This window comes from Staphylococcus sp. FSL W8-1270 (assembly GCF_038007165.1).
GTDB lineage: Bacteria > Bacillota > Bacilli > Staphylococcales > Staphylococcaceae > Staphylococcus > Staphylococcus hominis.
The window spans coordinates 1,843,425-1,865,574 of record NZ_JBBOWQ010000001.1; the positions used below are offsets into that span (position 1 = coordinate 1,843,425).

At 31.4% G+C, this 22,150-nt stretch carries 18 protein-coding genes; 1 reads left to right on the forward strand and 17 read right to left on the reverse strand.

From position 1 onward, the window contains the following. Window positions 1-2 precede the first annotated feature (2 nt). The 16 genes from trxB to fakB1 form a co-directional block, all read right to left on the reverse strand. The gene (gene trxB / locus NSU06_RS09220; protein WP_017175915.1) at window positions 3-944 is read right to left on the reverse strand and encodes a thioredoxin-disulfide reductase; all 942 of its coding nucleotides are present in this window, start codon (window positions 942-944) and stop codon (window positions 3-5) included. A gap of 63 nt (window positions 945-1,007) precedes the next feature. Then, entirely contained in the window at window positions 1,008-2,447 is a 1,440-nt protein-coding gene (locus tag NSU06_RS09225) for a tetratricopeptide repeat protein (protein ID WP_049415402.1), read from the reverse strand. A gap of 17 nt (window positions 2,448-2,464) precedes the next feature. Continuing rightward, window positions 2,465-2,944: an acyltransferase gene (locus NSU06_RS09230; protein ID WP_017175917.1), complete on the reverse strand. Its 480-nt coding sequence runs from the start codon at window positions 2,942-2,944 to the stop codon at window positions 2,465-2,467. After that, window positions 2,944-3,786, reverse strand: coding sequence for a prolipoprotein diacylglyceryl transferase (gene lgt, locus NSU06_RS09235; RefSeq protein WP_049382074.1), 843 nt, complete (start codon window positions 3,784-3,786; stop codon window positions 2,944-2,946). The genes NSU06_RS09230 and lgt overlap by 1 nt, the downstream gene beginning before the upstream one ends. Before the next feature lie 3 nt (window positions 3,787-3,789). Next, the gene (gene hprK, locus NSU06_RS09240; RefSeq protein ID WP_017175919.1) at window positions 3,790-4,725 is read right to left on the reverse strand and encodes an HPr(Ser) kinase/phosphatase; all 936 of its coding nucleotides are present in this window, start codon (window positions 4,723-4,725) and stop codon (window positions 3,790-3,792) included. Between the two features lie 178 nt (window positions 4,726-4,903). After that, a complete protein-coding gene (gene uvrA / locus NSU06_RS09245; RefSeq protein ID WP_167805762.1) occupies window positions 4,904-7,744 on the reverse strand; it encodes an excinuclease ABC subunit UvrA in 2,841 nt (946 codons plus the stop codon). Window positions 7,745-7,751: 7 nt separating this feature from the next. After that, window positions 7,752-9,737 carry an excinuclease ABC subunit UvrB gene (gene uvrB / locus NSU06_RS09250; RefSeq protein WP_150885328.1) on the reverse strand — a complete coding sequence of 662 codons (1,986 nt, stop codon included), beginning with the start codon at window positions 9,735-9,737 and terminating at the stop codon, window positions 7,752-7,754. A gap of 267 nt (window positions 9,738-10,004) precedes the next feature. Beyond that, window positions 10,005-10,232 carry a CsbA family protein gene (locus NSU06_RS09255; RefSeq protein WP_017175922.1) on the reverse strand — a complete coding sequence of 76 codons (228 nt, stop codon included), beginning with the start codon at window positions 10,230-10,232 and terminating at the stop codon, window positions 10,005-10,007. 5 nt (window positions 10,233-10,237) lie between these two features. Then, window positions 10,238-10,885, reverse strand: coding sequence for a YfbR-like 5'-deoxynucleotidase (locus tag NSU06_RS09260; RefSeq protein ID WP_017175923.1), 648 nt, complete (start codon window positions 10,883-10,885; stop codon window positions 10,238-10,240). A 208-nt stretch (window positions 10,886-11,093) separates the two neighbouring features. Continuing rightward, a complete protein-coding gene (locus NSU06_RS09265) occupies window positions 11,094-11,978 on the reverse strand; it encodes a COG3942 and LysM peptidoglycan-binding domain-containing protein (RefSeq protein WP_049382076.1) in 885 nt (294 codons plus the stop codon). 220 nt (window positions 11,979-12,198) lie between these two features. Further along, window positions 12,199-13,312, reverse strand: a protein-coding gene (gene prfB / locus NSU06_RS09270; RefSeq protein ID WP_100442621.1) for a peptide chain release factor 2 whose coding sequence is annotated in 2 segments (ribosomal slippage) — window positions 12,199-13,239 and window positions 13,241-13,312 — 1,113 coding nt in all. Because the reading frame shifts where the segments join, the coding sequence is not laid out codon by codon here. Window positions 13,313-13,426: 114 nt separating this feature from the next. Further along, window positions 13,427-15,964, reverse strand: coding sequence for a preprotein translocase subunit SecA (gene secA / locus NSU06_RS09275; protein WP_017175926.1), 2,538 nt, complete (start codon window positions 15,962-15,964; stop codon window positions 13,427-13,429). Between the two features lie 461 nt (window positions 15,965-16,425). Next, complete coding sequence (gene hpf / locus NSU06_RS09280; protein WP_017175927.1) at window positions 16,426-17,001, reverse strand: ribosome hibernation-promoting factor, HPF/YfiA family; 576 nt, start codon at window positions 16,999-17,001, stop codon at window positions 16,426-16,428. A 61-nt stretch (window positions 17,002-17,062) separates the two neighbouring features. Next, entirely contained in the window at window positions 17,063-17,740 is a 678-nt protein-coding gene (locus NSU06_RS09285) for a ComF family protein (RefSeq protein ID WP_017175928.1), read from the reverse strand. Then, window positions 17,733-18,815 (reverse strand): DEAD/DEAH box helicase family protein, encoded by a 1,083-nt coding sequence (locus NSU06_RS09290; protein ID WP_017175929.1) that lies wholly within the window; start codon window positions 18,813-18,815, stop codon window positions 17,733-17,735. Before NSU06_RS09290 ends, NSU06_RS09285 begins: the two co-directional genes overlap by 8 nt. A gap of 306 nt (window positions 18,816-19,121) precedes the next feature. Continuing rightward, window positions 19,122-19,988: a fatty acid kinase binding subunit FakB1 gene (gene fakB1 / locus NSU06_RS09295; RefSeq protein ID WP_017175930.1), complete on the reverse strand. Its 867-nt coding sequence runs from the start codon at window positions 19,986-19,988 to the stop codon at window positions 19,122-19,124. A 140-nt stretch (window positions 19,989-20,128) separates the two neighbouring features. Here fakB1 and NSU06_RS09300 point away from each other — a divergent pair, with 140 nt between their 5' ends. Further along, entirely contained in the window at window positions 20,129-20,770 is a 642-nt protein-coding gene (locus NSU06_RS09300; RefSeq protein ID WP_017175931.1) for a YigZ family protein, read from the forward strand. 64 nt (window positions 20,771-20,834) lie between these two features. Here NSU06_RS09300 and NSU06_RS09305 read toward each other — a convergent pair whose 3' ends face one another. After that, window positions 20,835-21,908 carry a glycosyltransferase family 4 protein gene (locus NSU06_RS09305; RefSeq protein ID WP_340779875.1) on the reverse strand — a complete coding sequence of 358 codons (1,074 nt, stop codon included), beginning with the start codon at window positions 21,906-21,908 and terminating at the stop codon, window positions 20,835-20,837. Between the last annotated feature and the right edge of the window lie 242 nt (window positions 21,909-22,150).

Below are 22,150 nucleotides of genomic sequence, written 5' to 3' on the forward strand. Positions count from 1 at the left end.
CCTTAAGCTTCTTCTTTATCTTTTAATTCTTCGATATAATCAATTGCACTTTGTGCAGCAATACTACCATCACCTGTAGCAGTTACGATTTGACGTAATCCTTTATCTCTCACGTCTCCAGCTGCAAAAATCCCTGGTACAGAAGTAGTCATATCATCTTTTGTAATAATATAACCCATATCATTTGTAATACCTAAGTTATTAAATGGTGCTGTTAAAGGTTTCATCCCAATATAAATAAATACACCGTCTGCATCTAACGTTTGTTCAGACGCATCTTTTGTTGAAACTAACGTTACAGATCCAACTTTTCCATCTTTTTCATTAATTGATTTCAAAGTGTGACTCCAAATAAAATCAATTTTTTCATTTTTAAATGCACGATCTTGTAGAATTTTTTGGGCTCTTAATTCGTCTCTTCGGTGAACAATTGTTACTTTATCAGCGAATTTAGTAAGGAATGCGCCCTCTTCTACCGCTGAATCGCCTCCACCAATAACAAATATATTTTTGTTTTTAAAGAATGCACCATCACATACTGCACAATAACTTACGCCACGGCCACCTAATTCTTGTTCACCAGGGACACCAATTTTTTTATATTCTGCACCTGTTGAAATAATCACTGCTCTAGCTGTTATAGTTTTATTTCCTAGATTAATCACTTTGTGATCGCCATTATCTTCAATTGATTTGATATCTCCATATTGATAAGAAGCACCAAATTTTTTCGCATGTTCAAACATTTTTGTTGATAAATCTGGACCTGTAATCATTTCAAACCCTGGAAAATTTTCAACTTCTTCCGTATTTGCCATTTGTCCTCCAGGCATACCACGTTCAATCATCACTGTATTTAGATTTGCACGTGATGCATAAACTGCAGCAGTCATTCCAGCTGGTCCAGCCCCAATTATCGCAACATCAAAATCTACTTCGTTCATTTTTATACCTCCTATGTTTATATTAATACGCGCATTATATAGTATTATTTGCTTTTCATAAATTTATATGCTCAATAATTTATCAATTGCGTTATCTAATTTATATCTTGTAGTATTAAAAATTTCAATAATTTTCTTTTTAGTTATACGCTTTTTATGATAACGGTAATATAAATAAACATGTGCCGCAATATATCTATTTAACTCTTTAAAATTAACGCCTTCAACGATTAAAGCTTCTCCTTTATCAATCCAACTGACAAATAATTCTGTATCAAACGATAGTTCTTCAACGTCATACATTTTCTTTAATCCTTTATGAATAAAATCAAGCTTATTTAAATGTAATCCTTGAACTAAGTAGGTTAAATATAACTTTTCATAGTCATTCATGTTTTCCAATACTGACCAAATGTCTTCAGTCATTAGTATTTCTTTTCCGTTTAACTGATTTAATAAAAATACGCCATATAATCGATAATGACTGTCATCATCTAATAATAAAGGTAATATTTTTTGTTCAAATGTATATTTACTTTCTTCTAATACCCATGGGGCATATCCAACATCTACTTCAGAAATTTGCAATAATTTATCCCAAAATAATTTACTTTGTTTTTTATTTCCTAAGTAATAATAGTTATAGCTTAAAGCATTAAACATTTGAATTGAAACAAACTTACCCTTTTTATATAAAGGTAATAAAAGTTGTTGAGACGCTTTGTACTGTTTGAGATAACTTAGTACAATACCTAACTTAAAACTTTCATCTTCGTTCATCGGCATCACTTTATTTAATATTTTTATATATTTGTGATACTTCTCTGTTTCATTAGTATTATATAATAGCAATGTATAATGACATAGTGCATGTACATCCGAGTTATCTTCAGCAAGCAATGTTTCGAATAATTCTCTAGCAATCTCATATTCACTCAAATAAAGATAACACATTGCTAGTAAATTTCTAATAACGCGATGCGACTGAATATCATCGTTTTGTTTTAAAATATACGTTCGTGCTTCTTGTAAACGTCCTTGAGCGAATAAATATTGAAATAATAATTGAACTGCAAATAATTGTGCTTCCATTTCAATTTTATTTTCTTCAATATAAGAAACTTCGAACATTTTTTCTAATTCTTCTCTAAAAGAATCATCATTTGATAAAATTACATAATTAATACCAAACAAGAAGGCCTTGTTTGGCTCGTTAAGTTTAATATTCAGTTGACTCAATTGATAATAACTTTCTGCTACATTATGATCATTTATAATGCTTTCATAAAACATTTTTTCTGCTTTTTTATTCAAATTCAATTCATTTAAACAATCGGCATACTTAAGTCTTATATCAAAATCTTCAGGTGACAAATCTAGCACATTTCTATAATATTCAGCTGCTTTTCTATAATCTCTCTGTTTATATTTTTGATCTGCCATCTTTCGATAAAAATTCTCATCAAAAGTCATTGGAATAATTTTTTGTTCCTTTCGTGCCATGCTTTGTCACCACTTTCTTATTTATTATGAATTTGCATGGGGTTTCCAAAAGCAATAGTATCATCGGGAACATCTTTAGAGACGATAGTACCTGCTTTAATTATAACGTTATGACCGATTTTCACCCCAGGTAAAATGGTCACATTTGCTCCAATTAAAGTATGAGAACCAATGTCCACTCGTCCATAACGATACTCATTTACTAAAATTTCATGCGTTAATATTGTTGTATTATAACCAATAACAGTATTACTGCCAATAGATATTAACTGGGGATGAAAAATATCAGGCATTACCTTATAGGCAAATGCAGTTCGTTCCCCAATTGACATCTTCAAGAAATGAATATAAATATAACGTTTTACATTTAAAAAAGGAATAAAGCGACTTATTTCTATTATTACTGTATTTTTTAACACTTTAGAAAAACGAACAAATTGGTAAATGCGCCATAAGGGATTCATCGACTGTGTATTAATAATAGTTAATCGTCTCATTATTTTACCTTCACTCTTGAATTCCAAGTTAATGGTCCAGCATTTTTATAAATAACTGGTTGATGTTTGATTCGACGATAGATAATTAAAATAATACCCATAATCATTAAAATAACTGAAACAAGTTGAGCTACGCGAATATGACTTGTTAACATTAAACTGTCTGTTCGTAATCCTTCAACGAAGAAGCGTCCTATTGAATACCAAATGAGATATAATGAAAATGTTTCTCCAACGCGTAGATGCTTTCTAAGGGTAATTAATATAATAAATCCAAGTATATCCCAAATAGATTCATATAAAAAAGTAGGATGATAGTATACACCTTCAATATACATATTTCGAATAATAAATTCTGGAATATGCATGCTTTCTAGAAATGTTCTTGATACTGGTCCGCCATGAGCTTCATGATTCATAAAATTGCCCCATCGCCCTATACCTTGAGCTAATATAATACTTGGTGCAACAATGTCTCCAATTTGAAAAGGATTAAGATTTTTCAATTTACATAGAATAATTCCAGTAATAAAGCCACCTATTAATCCACCGTGAATAGCTATCCCGCCATGCCAAATTTTAGGTATTTCTGATGGATTTTCCATATAATAAGGCCATTGAAATATAACAAAATAAATTCTTGCAACTAGAAATCCGAAAATTGCACAATAAAAGATAATATCTACTAATGTATCTTTATGTAATCCTATAGATTTCAAGCTTTCTTGAGCAATAAAATATCCTATTAATATTCCTACTGCAATAATAATTCCATACCATTTTATCGATAAAGGACCTATATCGATAGCAGTAGGATTGATATAATTCAAATTAAAAAGCATATACTATTTCCCTTCATTCTGATTCCCATTCTTGATAATTTCTTCATTCAAACGTTGATTAAATTCTTCAGCTGTATTAATACCCATGATATTTAAACGATAATTCATTGCAGCTACTTCTATAATAACAGCAACGTTTCTTCCTGGTCTTACAGGGATTGTTTTTTTAGTTATTTCCGTATCTAAAATCTTTAATGTTTCTTCATTTAATCCAACGCGATCATATAATTTATTCTTATCCCAATTTTCAAGATTTATATTTAACCGTATTTGTTTTTGGGTTAGAATTGACCCCGCTCCAAATAAAGTCATGACATTGATAATTCCTAGTCCACGTATTTCTAATAAATGTTCAATTAACTTAGGTGGTGTACCAACCAATTCGTCTTTCGTAATTTCACGAATTTCAACATTATCGTCTGCTACTAAACGATGACCTCGCTTTACTAATTCTAATGCTGTTTCACTTTTCCCGATGCCAGAGTCTCCTGTAATTAATACTCCTACACCATATACGTCTACTAAAACACCGTGTAGAGAGGTCGTTTTAGCTAACTCATGTTCTAAAAATGTCGTTAATCGACTCATTAAACTTGTTGTAGCATCTTTAGAAACAATCAAAGGTGTATCCATTTCTTGAGCCGCTTCAATCAGTTCCTGAGGTGGCTCTAATCCTCTTGTCACAATAATTGCTGGCGTTTCAGGACGACATAATTTTCTCATTCGTCCCCGTCTTTCTTCATCTGGTAATAAATTGTAAAATGATAATTCAGTGGTACCTAATAATTGAATACGATTTGCTGCATAATGAGAAAAATAACCTGCCATTTCTAAACCAGGTCTAGAAATATCAATGTTTTTAATCGTTTTATTTAATCCTTTTTCTCCAGTAAATAGCTTCAGTTTTAATACTTTAACCAATCTATCTGTCGTTAACATGAGTTCACCTCAAAATTCCCTTGAATTAATTCATCTCTTATCATATCAAAAATATAACAATATGTTATATAAAAAAGGAGTAGAAAATGATTTTTCTACTCCTTTTTTCAAAATCAGTAAAATGATATTCTACTTCATTTGTACTCTAAAAAAACACTATCGCACATTAAATGCTATTTTATTCATCTCGCACTTTATCACGTTCTAACACTGTTTTTAAATACTTACCAGTATAAGAAGCTTCCACACTTGCAATGTCTTCTGGCGTTCCAGTTGCAACGATAGTACCGCCACCTTCGCCGCCTTCTGGTCCTAAATCTATAATATAATCTGCTGTTTTAATAACATCTAAATTATGTTCAATAATAACCACTGTATCTCCATTTTCCACAAGGCGATTTAATACTTTTAATAATCGACTGATATCGTCAACATGAAGACCTGTAGTAGGTTCATCTAAGATATAAATTGAGCGTCCTGTAGAACGTTTGTGTAATTCTGAAGCCAGTTTCACACGTTGTGCTTCCCCACCAGAAAGTGTGGTTGCTTGTTGTCCTAAAGTAATATAGCCTAATCCTACATCTACAAGTGTTTGTAATTTTCTATGAATTTTAGGAATATTTTCAAAGAAATAAGTCGCTTCTTCTACTGTCATTGCTAATACATCTGCAATATTTTTCCCTTTATATGTGACTTCTAAAGTTTCTCTATTGTATCGTTTGCCATCACACACTTCGCATGGAACATATACATCTGGTAAGAAGTGCATTTCTATTTTAATGATGCCATCGCCTTTACAAGCTTCACAACGACCGCCTTTAACATTAAAACTAAAGCGTCCTTTTTGATATCCTCTAATTTTAGCTTCATTCGTTTGAGCAAAAACATCTCTAATGTCATCAAATACACCTGTATATGTCGCCGGGTTAGAACGTGGTGTTCTTCCTATAGGTGATTGATCAATATCTATAATCTTATCTAATTGATCAATACCTTTAATTTCCTCATGCTCTCCAGGTTTAACTTTAGAATTATTAATTGTTTGAGCTAATGATTTATATAACACTTCATTAACTAATGAACTTTTACCTGATCCAGAAACACCAGTTACAACCGTCATTACAGACAATGGAATATCTACATCAACATCTTTTAAATTATTACTTTTTGCACCTTTTATTGATATTTTACGATTCGTGATTTCTCTACGATGTTCCGGTACGTCAATACGTTTTTTACCGCTCAAGTATTGACCTGTTAAGGATTTCTTGTCTTTCATTACCTTTTTAGGAGTCCCACTTGAGACAATTTCGCCGCCATGGTTACCTGCACCAGGTCCGACATCAACAAGGTAATCTGCTGCTCTCATCGTATCATCATCATGTTCAACGACAATTAGTGTGTTACCTAAATCTCTCATCTCTTTTAATGTATTGATTAAACGATCATTATCGCGTTGATGTAACCCGATAGAAGGTTCGTCTAATACATAAAGCACGCCTGTCAATCGTGATCCAATTTGAGTAGCAAGACGAATACGTTGTGCTTCTCCACCTGATAATGTTCCTGAAGAACGATTCAGTGTTAAATAATCAAGGCCTACATTATTTAAAAATGTCAATCTTGAAATAATCTCAATTAAAATTTGTTTAGCAATCGCTTTGTCTTGCTCTGATAACTCTATATTCTCATAAAATTTGAGTGCATTTTTAATTGAATATTCTACAACTTCTCCAATATTGTATCCACCAACATATACTGAAAGTGCTTCTTTACTTAAACGTTTACCGTGACATGTTTCACACGGAAGTTCAGTCATATATCTACTCATCATTTCACGTGTATATTCTGATGGTGATTCGTGATAACGTCGATCTATATTAGCGACTACGCCTTCAAATTTCATTTTTCTACGGCGTGTGTTTCCATTTCGACTATGAAATGAAAACTCAATTTCTTTATCGCCTGACCCATTCATAAGAATACCTTTTTGTCTATCAGTCAATTTTTTATATGGCTTATCCATATTAATTTTATAAACTTCACATACTCGTTTTAATAATGTTGGATAAAAGTCGGAACTTGTAGGCTCCCAAGGTTCAATCGCACCTTCATTTAAAGTTTTATTAGTATCAGGAACAACCAAATCTAGATCCACTGTAAGTCTTTGACCTAATCCATCACATGTTGGACAAGCACCGAATGGACTATTAAAACTAAACATTCTAGGCTCTAATTCACCTATAGAAAATCCACAAATTGGACAAGCATGATTTTCAGAGAATTTGAGATCTTCTCCACCAATGACATCAACAATAAGGTTTCCTTCACCTAACTCTAAACTTGTTTCTATTGAATCTGCTAATCTTGTTTCTATTCCTGATTTTACAACTAAACGATCTACAACTACTTCAATAGTATGATTTTTATTTTTATCTAGTGCAGGAACGTCGTTTACATCGACTACTTCACCATCGACACGTAATCTGACATATCCCTTTTTACCAATATCTTCAATTAATTTTTCATGGCTTCCTTTTCTATGTGAAACTAAAGGAGCTAAAATTTGAATTTTAGTTCTCTCTTCTAATTCTAATATACGATCTACCATTTGCTGCACGGTTTGCGATTCGATTTCGATTCCATGATATGGACAAAATGCTTTCCCCACACGTGCATATAATAATCGAATGTAATCATATATTTCAGTCACAGTAGCTACTGTAGAACGTGGGTTTTTACTTGTCGTTTTTTGGTCAATTGAAATTGCAGGTGATAGTCCTTCAATGGTATCAACATCCGGCTTATCCATTTGTCCTAAAAATTGTCGTGCGTAGGCACTTAACGATTCTACATAGCGACGTTGTCCTTCAGCATATATTGTGTCAAATGCAAGTGATGATTTTCCCGACCCAGAGAGACCAGTCATCACTATAAGTTTGTTCTTTGGTAACTCAATATCGATATCTTTTAAGTTATGTGCTCTTGCACCTTTAACTATGATACTTGGACCTTTCATTTAATAATCACCCTTCTGCTTTTAGTTCAAATAACATATCTCTCAATTCTGTTGCTCTTTCAAAGTCTAAATCTTTAGCTGCTTTTTTCATTTCTTTTTCAATATTTTCAATTGTTTTCTGACGCTCTTTCTTTGTCATTTTCTTAGGTACTTCAGTTTGTTGTTTTTCATTTGTGTCATCATTATCCACTGTAGCACTAATGACGTCATGTATTTTTTTATTGATTGTTTTAGGAGTAATACCATATTTTTCGTTATGTGCCATTTGTATTTCTCGACGACGCTGTGTTTCATCAATTGCGTACTGCATAGAGTCTGTTATCTTATCGGCATACATGATAACTTCTCCTTTATCGTTACGTGCAGCACGTCCGATAGTTTGAATAAGTGAACGATTTGAACGTAAAAATCCTTCTTTATCTGCATCTAAAATAACTACTAACGACACTTCAGGTATATCAATACCCTCTCTAAGCAAATTGATACCTACTACAGCATCATACGTGCCCATTCTTAAATCACGTATGATTTCTATACGTTCAAGTGTTTTGATTTCAGAATGAAGATAATTCACTTTAATTCCTGCCTCTTTCATATATGTTGTCAAATCTTCACTCATTTTTTTAGTTAAGGTTGTAACAAGCACACGTTCATTCCTATCAATTCTTTCTTGAATTTCACTGAGTAAATCATCAATTTGATTCTTCGTAGGTCGAACATCAATTTTAGGATCTAATAAACCAGTTGGTCGAATAATTTGTTCTACCATTTTATCAGTATGTTCAATTTCATATGGACCAGGTGTTGCAGAAACATAAACGAGCTGTTTACTTTTTTGTTCAAATTCTTCAAATTTAAGTGGACGGTTATCCATAGCACTTGGTAAACGGAAACCATGATCTACGAGTACTTTTTTACGTGCTTGGTCTCCATTGAACATACCTCTAATTTGTGGTAACGTCACGTGCGACTCATCTATCATTACAAGCCAATCATCACCAAAATAATCAAGTAACGTATAAGGTGTGGAACCAAGTGGTCTTAATGTTAAATGAACAGAATAATTCTCTATTCCTGAACAAAAGCCCATCTCTCTCATCATTTCTAAGTCATAATTTGTACGTTGTTCTAGACGTTGTGCTTCTAATAATTTATTTTCAGCTTTCAATTCTTTTAATCGCTCTTCAAGTTCTTTTTCAATACGTTCAATAGCGACTTTCATTTTTTCTTCTCTAGTAACGAAATGGGAAGCCGGGAATATAGCAAAATGTTCTCTTTCACGTATCACTTCACCAGTTAGATAATTTACTTCTCTGATTCTATCAACTTCATCGCCAAAAAATTCTACTCGGATACACATTTCTTCCCTTGAAGCAGGAAAGATTTCTACAACATCTCCTCTTACTCTAAATGTACCACGTTGAAAATCGATGTCGTTTCTTGAATATTGAACATCGACTAATTTTCGAAGAAGCTCACTTCTATCCATTTCCATCCCTACTCGAACGCTAACAACTAAATCTTTGTATTCTTCTGGATTACCTAAACCATAAATACAACTTACACTTGCAATAATAATCACATCATCACGTTCGAATAAAGCACTTGTAGCTGAATGTCGTAACTGATCGATTTCATCGTTAATTGAGGCGTCTTTTTCGATAAATGTATCCGTTGATGGCACATATGCTTCAGGTTGATAATAATCGTAGTAACTTACGAAATATTCTACCCTATTTTCAGGAAAAAACTCTTTAAATTCACTATACAATTGACCTGCTAACGTTTTATTATGCGCTATAATTAATGTAGGTTTTCCAACTTCTTTAATTACATTACTCATGGTAAATGTTTTACCAGTACCCGTTGCACCAAGTAATGTTTGATGACGTTTACCAGCTTTAACACCTTCAACAATTTTTTTTATGGCTTGAGGCTGGTCCCCTTGTGGTTCAAATTCAGAATTTAATTTAAAAGGATGATGTTCTACCATTCTTTCAAGCGCCTCCTCAGTTTATTTTATTAAATGTTTATTTCAGTAAAAATAAAATTATTTATACTTATCTTAACAAAAAAGCGAATAAAAAAACAAACGTTTGTTCGCTTACGTTTGCCATCACTTTTTATACATATATAAAAGATGAGACACAAATATAAATTCACTTCTATATTTATGCCTCATCTTAATATGTTGACGTATTTTTATTAGATATGTATTAATAATATAAAACAAATGGTATCGTACTGCAATTTTTTTAGCTTAGTCTTGATGTTTGTGAAATTCTAAATTATCAATAATCACATAACCAGCTAGGATAGATACTACATCTAAAAATATAATCCATTCATTATGAAAAAATCCTTTATACACTGAAGCGGCAATTAATATCAATGTTACAATGACGCCTACCCATTTGCTTCTGGTAATTACACTGAATAAAATAACTAAGATACATGGAAAGAAGGCAGCTAAAGTATACCATATCATTATATTCACTCATTTCGTCTTCGTCGTTCTAAGATTGACATTGTTGTTTCACGTAGTTCAGCACGAGGAATAAAGTTTTCCGTAAGCATTTCCGGTATAACGTGATCGATAAAATCTTGTACTGAACTTAAATGATCAAACTGCATTATTGTTTCTAGGCTATGTTCATAAATTTCAAAAAACAGATCTTCCGGATTACGTTTTTGAATTTCACCAAACGTTTCATATAATAAATCAATTTTATCAGCTACTGATAAAATTTGGCCTTCTAAAGAATCATCTTTTCCCTCTTGAAGTCTTTTACGATAAATATCTTGGTATGGCTTCGGAATTTCTTCATTAATGAACGTATCTACCATTTCTTCTTCGACTTGGGAAAATAACATTTTTAATTCTCTGCTTGCATATTTAACTGGTGTCTTAATATCCCCTGTAAATACTTCTGCAAAATCATGGTTAAGGGCTTTTTCATACAAGCTTTTCCAATCAATTGAATTACCATGATATTCTTCAACTGTTGCTAAGTATTGAGCTATTTTAGTAACTTTAAATGAATGTGCTGCAACATTATGCTCAAAATATTTGAATTTTCCTGGCAATCTTATTAATTTTTCAAGATCAGATAAACGTTTAAAGTATTGATGAACCCCCATAATGCGGTTATACCTCCTTATATTATTAAATAGAAATTATACTTGTATTTATTATATCAATCAATCGTTTAGTAAAAATTTTTAATTGTGATAATTTCGTAACTTTTATTTCTTCTTTTAAATAATACATTGCATTATTAATAACTAAAAAACATCAACAAAACATAAGCTTTGTTGATGTTTTAACATTATAAATCCTTTGAAAAATTTAATGTATAAAATTATAAATAGACGAATTATAAATTGTTCTATTTGTAACATCATTGAAATGACCATTCCAATTCATTTCTGAAACGTAAAACGAACCATCATTATTCACACGTTCTACGATACCTACGTGACCATAGTAACCCGCTGATGTTTGGAAAACCGCTCCTACTTCAGGACGATGATCGACCACTAAACCAGCATTTCTAGCTGAGCTTGCCCAATTATTTGCATTTCCCCAATAGCTCCCTACTGAACGTCCTAATTGTTGTCTACGATCAAATGCATAATATGTACAGTTACCAAAATAATAATGATTACCTTGGTTATTTAAAGCGCTATTATTATAATATACTGGTGCACTGACTGTTTCTGTATTGTCATTACTACTAGTAACATATGATGGAGACGCTACATACGGCGTAGTTTCAGCGCTATTATAACTTAATGGTGCAGTTTCACTTGAATAAGGCGTAGCATATACACTACTATCACTTATCAAGTGACTTTCTAATGTTGCTGAACCTTTGTCACTTACTGCGATTAAATCACCAGGATGAATTAACGGTTTTACTCCTGGATTAAATGCATATAATTCATCTAATGTTAAATGATGAGCTTTCGCAATTTTGTTTAATGTATCACCAGATTTAACTTCAACAATATCTTTATCAGGTACAACTATTGAAACATCTTTTTCAACTTCATCATTACCTATATGATTTAATTTTTTTATCTCATCTGCAGTTGTAGAAAATTGTTGTGCCACTGCTTCTACATTTGTTTTTTCTTTAACAATGTGTGTTTGTTGTGCATGTGCTAACGTATTTAAACCTGTAATTGCTGCAATTGAAGCAAATGTTACAGTTATTGATTTTTTTAACATGTTGTCATTCCTTTGCTGTAGTGTATTCTTGTTCATTAATACTTTAGCATAAACAACATTAAAAAAGAGGAATGTTAAAACCTTGTAATATAAAGGTTAAATAACACTCCTAAATTAGTTTAAATTGATTAAATTAGTAATATTACAAGTCACGAATTACATTTTAAAGTTAGATTTATTTAGATTTTAAAATTTTATTTTTTATTAATAAACAACTCAATCAATCATTTTGTGACATCGTTTGTCGTAAATAAGCTTCTATAAATGGCGCAATATCTCCATCCATTACTGCATCTACCTTAGCAGTTTCTTCATTTGTACGATGATCTTTTACCATAGAATATGGATGGAATACATACGAACGAATTTGACTACCCCATCCTATTTCTTTTTGTTCACCACGAATTTCTGCCATTTCACGTTCTTGCTCTTCTAACTTCAATTGATATAATTTAGATTTCAACATTTTCATTGCAGCTTCACGGTTCTTGATTTGAGAACGTTCATTTTGGTTGTTCACTACAATTCCAGTTGGATGGTGAGTAATACGGATTGCAGACTCTGTTTTATTGATATGTTGTCCACCTGCACCTGATGCTCTAAATGTATCTACTGTAATGTCATCAGGATTAATTTCTATTTCTATTTCATCATTATCAAATTCTGGTATAACATCACAAGAAGCAAATGACGTATGGCGTCTTCCAGATGAATCAAAAGGTGAAATTCTTACAAGTCGATGTACTCCTTTTTCTGCTTTTAAGTAACCGTAGGCATTATGACCTTTAATCAATAATGTGACGCTTTTTACTCCCGCTTCATCACCTGGTAAATAATCGATGGTTTCTACTTTAAAACCTTGTTGTTCACCATATCTTTGGTACATTCTTAATAACATGCTAGCCCAGTCTTGAGATTCGGTCCCTCCAGCACCAGGATGCAACTCTAAAATAGCATTATTTGCATCATGTGGGCCATCTAATAATAATTGTAATTCAAACTGATCGATTTGTTCTCTGAATGTTACAATATCTTGTTCTAAATCTTCTTTGATTTCATCATCATATTCCTCTTGAAGTAATTCCCATGTTGCATCCATATCTTCTAATTTATGGTTGAGTTCATAGTAACCATTAACTATCGATTTTAATGCATTATTTTTATCAATAACATCTTGAGCTTTATTTTGGTTATCCCAAAAGTCCGGTTCTGTCATCATTTCTTCATATTCTTGAATATTTGTTTCTTTATTTTCTAAGTCAAAGAGACCCCCTAATTTGTTCTAAATCATTATTATATTCATCAATATTACGTTTGATTTCTGATAATTCCACTATATATGTCTCCTTTATTTATAAATTCTTTAAATAAAATACGAGATCGTGACAAAAGCTTTTAAATGATAAGCAATATACGTCTCGATCTCGCCTAATTATAATTACTTGATATTAATCTTCTTTACCATGGCAATTTTTATATTTTTTACCACTACCACAAGGACAAGGATCATTACGTCCAATTTTTTCACCTTTTACAATAGGCTGTTTTTTTGCTTTTTCTTTGCCATCTTCAGCAGATACGTGTTGTGCCTTACCAAAATCTGTTGTTTTTTCACGTTCAACTTGTTCGTCTACTTGAATAACAGATTTTAATATATATTTAGACGTATCTTCTTCAATAGCTTGCATCATTAAGTCAAATAACTCGTGTCCTTCATTTTGGTAATCACGAAGTGGATTTTGTTGTGCATATGAACGTAAGTGTATACCTTGGCGTAACTGATCCATTGTATCAATATGGTCAGTCCAATGAGTATCAATAGAACGTAATAAAATCATACGTTCAAATTCAGGCATTTGATCTCCAATTTTTTCTTTTTGGATTTCATAACCTTTTTCAATTTTAGCCCATACCACTTCAAAAATATCTTCAGAATCTTTACCTTTAATTTCTTCTTCAGTTAATTCTCCTTCTTGAATAAACACATCATTAACATAATCTATAAATGGTCCATAATCAGGATTATCATCTTCATCGTTAATATAGTAGTTAATAGCTCTCTGTAAAGTAGTACGCATCATCGCCATAACAATTTCTGAACTATCTTCTGAATCTATAATGCTATTACGTTCATTATAAATAATTTCACGTTGTTTACGTAATACTTCATCATATTCGAGAATTCGTTTACGTGCATCAAAGTTATTTCCTTCAACACGTTTTTGAGCTGACTCAACTGCACGTGAAACCATTTTAGATTCTATTGGCGTTGAATCATCCATACCTAAACGATTCATCATTTTTTGAAGTCTTTCAGAACCAAAACGAACCATTAATTCATCTTGTAATGATAAGTAGAAACGACTATCCCCTTTATCTCCTTGACGACCTGAACGACCACGTAATTGATCATCAATACGACGAGATTCATGTCGTTCAGTACCTATTACGGCAAGGCCACCTATTTCTTCTACGCCTTCACCTAATTTAATGTCTGTTCCACGTCCAGCCATATTAGTAGCAATAGTAACTGCACCTTTTTGTCCTGCATTTGCTACAATTTCAGCTTCTCTTTCATGATTCTTCGCATTTAATACATCATGACGTATACCGCGTTTTTTCAATAAATTTGAAATGTATTCACTTGTTTCTACTGCAACAGTACCTAATAAAACTGGTTGTCCTTGTTTATGTTTTTCAACTACATCGTCTACAACTGCATCAAATTTTCCTTTTTGACTAATATAAATTAAATCAGACTTATCTTGACGTTGAACAGGTTTGTTCGTTGGAATTTGAGTTACTGTCATATTATAGATATTACGGAACTCTTCTTCTTCAGTTTTAGCAGTACCAGTCATTCCAGCTAATTTATTATACATACGGAAGTAGTTTTGGAAAGTAATTGAAGCCATTGTTTTAGATTCATTTTGAATTTTCACGCCTTCTTTAGCTTCAATAGCTTGATGCAATCCTTCAGAAAAACGACGTCCCGGCATTGTACGACCAGTGAATTGATCTACAATTAATACTTCTCCATCTACGACCATATAATCGACATCGCGTTGTAAAGTAACATGTGCTCTTAAAGCAGTATTAATATGACTAATAATATCTACATTTTGAACATCATATAAATTATCGATTTTAAACATTCGTTCTGCTTTATCTGCACCTTGTTCTGTTAAATGAACAGCTTTTGTTTTTTCATCATATTTATAATCTTCATCTGCTTTTAACATCTTAGCAAAAACATTCGCTTGAGTATAAAGAGACGTTGACTTTTCAGCTTCACCTGAAATAATTAACGGTGTTCTTGCTTCATCTATTAAAATAGAGTCAACCTCATCAATAATCGCAAAATGTAATGGTCTCATTACACGTTCTTCCGCATAATTCACCATATTATCTCTTAAGTAATCGAAGCCTAATTCATTATTTGTACTATAAGTAATGTCTTTTGCGTATGCTTCTCGTTTTTCTTCTGTAGATTTACTATTTAGATTTAAACCAACTGTTAAACCTAAAAACTCATATAATTCAGCCATTTCTTCACTTTGAACACTAGATAAGTATTCATTGACTGTAATAACATGAACACCTCGACCTGCTAAAGCATTTAAATACGTTGGCATTGTCGCAGTTAATGTTTTACCTTCACCAGTTCTCATTTCTGCAATATCACCTTTATGAATAGCAATACCACCCATAACCTGAACTTTATAAGGTGACATGTTAAATACACGTTTTGCACCTTCACGTACTAATGCAAATGCTTGCGGCAAAATTTTATCTAAATAGTCATTTTGTTTTTTTACATCTTCAATTGCTTGTGCTTCTTCTTGAAATTGTTTCGTTTTATTTCTGATTTCTTCGTCAGTTAAAATCGCTATTTTTTCCTCTAAAGCAAGTACTTCATCAGCTTTTTTACTTAAACGTTTCACTTCTTTCTTATTGCCGTCAACAATTTTTGATAAAAATCCCATTATGTTCGCTCCTTTAGCTAAAAAAACTGTTTGGCCTACAACAATTTATAATATCATTTATAAGTTCAAATTTATACTTAAATACTCATATAAATGATATGCTTAATTGTGTACAATAATTACTTTTATATTTATACTTTCTTTCTATTTTAAAAAACTTACTATCCCTTTAATTTTTAATTACCTCATTACATTAGCATAGCATGATTATACCGTCCATGAATAAGTGTAAAAGTAGCTAGTCGATAGTAGCTTCATACTTATTCTTCACATTGTACGATACATATAATATTTATTATTCTCTTCTAAATAATAAAAGTACCTGGGACATCAACTTGTCTCAGGTACCTTTAAACAAGGAAGTAGTCATTGACTGAATTGAACACGTGCTTATGTCATGTATTTTCAATTCTAGTCATAGCTCCTCATACTTAACTTTCGCAAAGAACGTCTACATTCAACTATTCAGTTGTTTCAATCAGACCATATTTACCATCTTTACGTCGATACACAATACTTGTACCATCTGTTTCACGATCTGTAAAAATGTAAAAATCATGCCCTAATAAATCCATTTGTAATACTGCTTCTTCAGAATCCATTGGTTTTAAACTAAACTGTTTAGAACGAATAATTTCTATTTCATTCTCATTTGATGATTCTGAAGTATCTTCCACATCCTCATTCACTACTGTTTGTTGCTCAGCAATAAATGGTTCTTGTTCTCCATTATCTCTATTCTTACGATTCACACGCGTTTTGTATTTACGAACTTGACGTTCTAATTTGCTTGTAACTAAATCAATTCCTGCGTATAAATCGTCGTGTCGTTCTTCAGCTCTCAATGTAACATTTTTCAAAGGAATTGTTACCTCGATTTTAGTAGCTGAATTTTGATACGTTTTAACTTTTACATGTGCAACTGCATTTGGCACATTATTAAAATAACGTTCAAGTTTACCAATTTTTTCCTCAATATAGTTGCGGATAGCATCTGTAATAGTGAGGTTATCTCCATGAATTTCAAATCTAATCATAGTTATCTCTCCTTTAACCTCTAATATTGGTAATTCTTACTATTATAATATCATGTTTAAGTCATCTTGAAAACGCAAACACTTTGAATTTTCTGACTTTTTTATTACATAATACACTTCCAGCATAATGAACTGTCAAACCTGTAGTATAGATATCATCAATCAGTAAAATATTTTTATTTGTAATATCTATATTTTCTTTAAGATAGAACGGATTGTCAGCTTTAAATCGTTCTTTTTTTCCAAGTCTTGATTGCTTAGGTCGTGAACGTGTGCCTAATAATTCTATATAGCTTATACCCATTTTGTCCAAAACAGTGGTTACTGGATTAAACGTTCGATGTTCATCTCTTTTATAAGGGGATGGAATAGGGACAATATAATCGTATGACGTTTTAGGCAATGTTAACTTTGAAGCTAAAACCTCAGCTAAATAATAATCTTTCATAAATTTGTAATGATGAATCGTTTCTTTCATTATTCCATCATATTTATAATCACAATACAGTTGTGACATTAGCGTAAATTGCTGATTGAGACATTTACAGTCTAAACATTCATCACCTGTATTTATTTTATAATTAAGGCATCTTGTACATCTTTTTTCATCATTGATATCAAGCTTAATGGCTTGCCATTGTTTTTTGCATGTTTCACAAAATTGTTGTGGTGGTTTATAAAAATTAAATATAGATAACTCTTCGTGAATAGAAGTAGCACACTGAATACATTTATTCATCGATCCACCCTCTTTGAATCCCTAATTTATTCATTCTTGTAATATCTTTTTTAGCCATCAACATTGATATACTCACACCTTCATGAAGAAATAATACCATTCCTGTGGGAGCTTCTTGTTTACGTCCAACTCTTCCAGCAATTTGTACTAATGCAGCCTTTTCAAATGTATCTGCATTAATTACGATAACGTCTAATTGAGCCATAGTAAATCCACGTTCTAAAATTGTTGTTGTAAAAACAATTCGATGTTTTCCTTCACGAAGTGCTTTCACTTTTTCAAAACGTAAAGCATCTTCACTTGAAATACATATCAAATCTGAAAATATTTTTTTATAGTATTCGGATATCTTAATCATCTTTTCTATATTATTAAAAAATACTAACGTAAATCTTTTATGTTCAATCTGATTTAATAACATATACTTTAAAAAACTTTGAGTACGATTCATATTTAATTTAAAATATTTAAATTTTGGAACTGGTAATGGGTGTCTATGAAAGCGAGCAGGTAACTGTATAATGCGATGTTTTGGTATTTGACGCAGTAAATGTCTAGGTGGCGTTGCAGTCATATAAATCAATGTAGATAGCGGTTTAGCCGCTTGTTTAATAGCATTTTGTAGATGATGATCCATAGGCAGCGGAAATGCATCAATTTCATCGACAAAAATAACTTCAAAGTGATTTTTAAATCGATATAGTTGATGGATAGTACAAATTACAAAATGTCCGTTATATTGTTGTTTACTTGATTGATGCAATACGTCAATATTTTCTTTCAAAAAAACTTCTTTAATACGCTGGCTAATCTCTACTACTACATCTACTCTTGGAGAGATGATTGCTACATTAAATCCTCTTTTACGTGATAAGCTAATACCCTCATATATCATCTCTGTTTTTCCTGCACCAGTTACCGCATATAATAGTAAGTCTTCACAGTTTTCTATAGCAGATAAGATTTTTTCAGATGCATAACATTGCTGTTCAGATAATTTAAAAGATAATGTATATAATCCCTCTGATTTAACATTTTTACTTTTAATGATTTTATATTCAGTAATATTATCCATTCTTCCTAAATGTATACATTGTCGACAATATATTACTTCTTTATTAAGAATAGAGGAAAAATATTGATAGAAATGAGCACTATCTTCATTACCACATTGAATACACCGATATCCTTTTGAACTCTTTACGATACCTAACGTTTTCTCACTGATTATTTCATCTTTTAATTCTATTTCTGAAGATACTAATCTTCCATAATATTTAATATTTCATCACTTCCTTATTAAAATAAAAAAAGTCTAATCGAAAAGGAGATGGGTACCTTAACCCTCCATGTTCTCACTTTTAACGATTAGACCTTCATCTTATTCGATTACAATTTTTCTTGGGAAATATCCAACTCCGATTCCACCTGAACCTAAATGAGATGCAATGACTGGTCCATATTCACAATATTGAATATTAATGTTTGAATATTTCTCTTTTAATTTAGCACAAAAATCTTTACCCTCTTTTATTTTATCGCCATTAATCACAAACACTGTTACATCATTAATATTTTTCGCAATATCAAGTGCATGTTGTTCTATAGAATTATAAGCTCGCTTACGTGTACGTACTTTTTCTAAAGGATGAATTTTTCCATCTTCTTCAAACTTAAGCACTGGCTTCATTTGTAAAAGTGTTCCAATCCATGCTTGGGCACCAGTAATACGACCACTTTTTTGTAAATTTTTTAAATCATCAACAAATAAGTATGCACCTGTATCTTTACGAATAGACGTTAATTCCTCAATAATTTCGTTAGGGGTTGCTCCGTCTTCAATCAATTTTAATGTATAAATCACATAGCTGCCTTCAATCATAGAAGCTAATCTTGTATCAAATGTGTGGACTTGAATGCCATCTACCATTTCACCTGCTTGTGTTGCTGATTGATAACTACCACTAATCCCACTTGATAAATTAAAGACGATAACATCTGTATAACCTTTATCTCTTAATTCCTCATAGTTCTTTATCCATTCACCAATAGCTGGTTGACTTGTTGTAGGAATTGTTTTAGATGCGGCCATTTTTTTATAAAAAGATTCTTTTGAAAGATCTGGATGTTCAGTAAATGTTTCTCCATCATCAAATGTTACACTCAGTGGTGCAACTGGTATCTGATATTTTTCAATAATATGTTTTGGCAGATTCGCAGTAGAGTCTGTCATTACTGCAATTTTCATAATCGTCCTCCTCAATTATACTCAACAGTATTATAAATTATTTTAATAAAAAAGGAAATTCATAATCAATTATTTATCTAAAAGAAAACAAACGTGTATAATAAAATTCATATTAATCATATCGTGGAGGTATTTATCAATTGAGTGATCATGTTATTACTATAAAAAAAGAACATATTATTGAAAATACAATTAATAAATCTCGATTTATTGCTCATATCAAACCTGTTTTCTCAGAAGAAGAGGCTAAGATGTTTATAGAAGAAGTAAAACAAACTCATAAAGAAGCAACACATAATTGTTCTGCGTATACTGTTGGCAATCAAATGAATATACAAAAAGCCAACGATGATGGAGAACCAACAGGAACAGCAGGTATTCCTATGCTTGAAATATTAAAAAAACTGGATATTCACAATGCTTGTGTAGTAGTTACTCGGTATTTTGGTGGCATTAAACTTGGCGGTGGCGGATTAATTCGTGCATATAGTGGTGCAGTACGAGATGTGATTTACGATATCGGCCGTGTAGAATTAAGAAATGCTATTCCCACTACTGTTACCATTAATTATGACTTAACAGGTAAATTTGAGTATGAACTTGCTTCAACCTCTTTTTTTCTAAGAGACAAAGTTTACACTGATAAAGTGAGTTATAAGATTGATGTTGTAGAAACAGAATACGACTCATTTATCGAATTTTTAAACCGTAATACAGCAAGTCAATATGATTTAGAAAAAGATACACCTAAGCAATTACCTTTTGATATTGAAACAAATTAATTAAATTACAAAAGCCAGCAAACGCTTAAGATTGCTGGCTTTTGTAAATAAATGAATAAAAGTATTATTTATGGTTTGTCTTATGGCGAGATGCATCGTCATTTTTTTTAGAAATTAAATTAAGAATAGGACGATAACTATCATCTATTAAACCAGTAAATTCAACGATGAGTTCAATTGTGATGACGATTAAGATAAACATTAGTAATACACCTAATGGTTGAGATAAATACAATATAATACTCGATAAACTAAACATAATCGCAATAGAGTATATCAGTAATACTGTTTGACGATGTGTATATCCTAATGCAAGAAGTTTATGATGTAAATGTGATTTATCTGCTTGCATAATGTGTTGACCATTTCTCACTCTTCTAATCATTGCAAATAAGGTATCAATAAATGGTACCGCTAAAATAACAATTGGGAAGAATAAAGAAATAAATGTGATATTTTTAAAACCTAGTAAGGATAAAAAGCCAATAATAAATCCAATCATTAATGCTCCACTATCGCCTAGAAAGATTGTAGCGGGATGGAAATTAAAGAATAAGAAGCCAAGTAATGCGCCAATCAACAAGCTACAAATCATAATGATAAATACATTTTCTTGTAATATAGCTATGAAACCAATGGTAGTTAAACCAATAACTGACACACCTGATGCCAAACCATCTAAACCATCTATTAAATTTATTGCATTTGTTATTGCTACAATCCATATAATTGTAATCGGTATACTTAAAATACCAAAATGAATGGTTGGACCAATTGGAAAAGAAATAAAATCTATGGTAATCCCGTAAAAAACGACAACTGATGCTGCTATAATTTGTCCAATTAATTTTAAAATTGGCTTCAAATCATAAATATCATCAATGATGCCTACAAAATACATAATAATTAAACCAATTACCAAAGGTTTGACTGCTCTCTCTATGGGATGACCTAACCATAAACCAATAAGAAATGAAAGTAGTATGACAGTACCTCCCATGACTGATACTGGTTTTGTATGTACTTTTCTATAGTTAGGTCGATCTACTAAATTAAATTTAAAAGAAACCTTTATTATAATAGGTGTTATTATTAAACTGATTACCAATGTTACAACAATAAGTAATAAAGTATACATCAGTTCACCTTCAATATATTCCTGTTATTTTTTCATCTATACTATTTAAACAATTATTATTAATTTTTTAAATTAGACTATAGTAGTATATATACTTTTTCAATTTTATATATTATTAGTCTATTTATTTTCTTCGTAATAATCTATTCATTAAATAGACCACTTTTAATCATGTATCATAAACTAATTAAAATTAATTGTAAATTTTTTGTAAAGATACGTATTTTTTATATCATATCATT

Coding starts and splice junctions, on each gene's coding strand:
- NSU06_RS09225 (WP_049415402.1), bottom strand. CDS start 2,447: ATGGCACGAAAGGAACAAAAAATTATTCCAATGACTTTTGATGAGAAT.
- trxB (WP_017175915.1), bottom strand. CDS start 944: ATGAACGAAGTAGATTTTGATGTTGCGATAATTGGGGCTGGACCAGCT.
- lgt (WP_049382074.1), bottom strand. CDS start 3,786: ATGCTTTTTAATTTGAATTATATCAATCCTACTGCTATCGATATAGGT.
- uvrA (WP_167805762.1), bottom strand. CDS start 7,744: ATGAAAGGTCCAAGTATCATAGTTAAAGGTGCAAGAGCACATAACTTA.
- fakB1 (WP_017175930.1), bottom strand. CDS start 19,988: ATGAAAATTGCAGTAATGACAGACTCTACTGCGAATCTGCCAAAACAT.
- NSU06_RS09230 (WP_017175917.1), bottom strand. CDS start 2,944: ATGAGACGATTAACTATTATTAATACACAGTCGATGAATCCCTTATGG.
- NSU06_RS09305 (WP_340779875.1), bottom strand. CDS start 21,908: ATGTATACTTTATTACTTATTGTTGTAACATTGGTAATCAGTTTAATA.
- secA (WP_017175926.1), bottom strand. CDS start 15,964: ATGGGATTTTTATCAAAAATTGTTGACGGCAATAAGAAAGAAGTGAAA.
- NSU06_RS09285 (WP_017175928.1), bottom strand. CDS start 17,740: ATGAATAAATGTATTCAGTGTGCTACTTCTATTCACGAAGAGTTATCT.
- uvrB (WP_150885328.1), bottom strand. CDS start 9,737: ATGGTAGAACATCATCCTTTTAAATTAAATTCTGAATTTGAACCACAA.
- NSU06_RS09260 (WP_017175923.1), bottom strand. CDS start 10,885: ATGGGGGTTCATCAATACTTTAAACGTTTATCTGATCTTGAAAAATTA.
- NSU06_RS09290 (WP_017175929.1), bottom strand. CDS start 18,815: ATGGATAATATTACTGAATATAAAATCATTAAAAGTAAAAATGTTAAA.
- hpf (WP_017175927.1), bottom strand. CDS start 17,001: ATGATTAGATTTGAAATTCATGGAGATAACCTCACTATTACAGATGCT.
- hprK (WP_017175919.1), bottom strand. CDS start 4,725: ATGTTAACGACAGATAGATTGGTTAAAGTATTAAAACTGAAGCTATTT.
- NSU06_RS09265 (WP_049382076.1), bottom strand. CDS start 11,978: ATGTTAAAAAAATCAATAACTGTAACATTTGCTTCAATTGCAGCAATT.
- NSU06_RS09255 (WP_017175922.1), bottom strand. CDS start 10,232: ATGATATGGTATACTTTAGCTGCCTTCTTTCCATGTATCTTAGTTATT.